This is a genomic window from Furfurilactobacillus curtus, from assembly GCF_045862785.1.
GTDB lineage: Bacteria > Bacillota > Bacilli > Lactobacillales > Lactobacillaceae > Furfurilactobacillus > Furfurilactobacillus curtus.
On record NZ_BQXO01000036.1, the window covers coordinates 1 to 803 of the forward strand.

Sequence of the window (803 nt, forward strand, 5' to 3'; positions counted from 1 at the left end):
AACTCAGGTTCAAACAACACCGGTGACAGCAATACTGGGAACAGTAACTCTGGCTCGAATAACACTGGTGATTCCAACACAGGTAATTCGAACTCGGGTTCAAACAACACCGGTGACAGCAATACTGGGAACAATAACTCTGGCTCGAATAACACTGGTGATTCCAACACAGGTAATTCGAACTCAGGTTCAAACAACACCGGCGACAGCAACACCGGTAACTCGAACTCCGGCTCGAATAACACTGGTGATTCCAACACCGGTAACTCGAACTCGGGTTCAAACAACACCGGTGATAGCAACACAGGTAATTCGAACTCAGGTTCAAACAACACTGGTAACAACAACACTGGGAACTCCAACAGTGGTAACTCGAACAGTGGCTCGAATAACACTGGTAACAACAACACCGGGAACTCCAACAGTGGTAATTCGAACAGTGGTTCGAACAATACTGGTGACAGCAACACAGGTAACTCGAACTCCGGCTCGAATAATACCGGTGATAGCAACACTGGGAACAGTAACTCTGGCTCGAATAACACTGGTGACAGTAATACTGGGAACAGTAACTCTGGCTCGAATAACACTGGTGACAGTAATACTGGGAACAGTAACAGCGGCTCGAATAACACTGGTGATAGCAACACAGGTAATTCGAACAGTGGTTCGAACAATACTGGTGATAGCAACACAGGTAACTCGAACTCAGGTTCAAATAACACTGGTAACAACAACACTGGGAACTCCAACAGTGGTAACTCGAACAGTGGCTCGAATAACACTGGTGATAGCAACGCTGG

1 protein-coding gene is annotated in these 803 nt (G+C 46.6%); it reads left to right on the forward strand.

Features of this window, described 5'->3' with window-relative positions; translation table 11 throughout:
* On the forward strand, nucleotides 1–803 hold an 803-nt coding region (locus ACKTR2_RS10290; RefSeq protein WP_407885048.1), incomplete at both ends, for a hypothetical protein.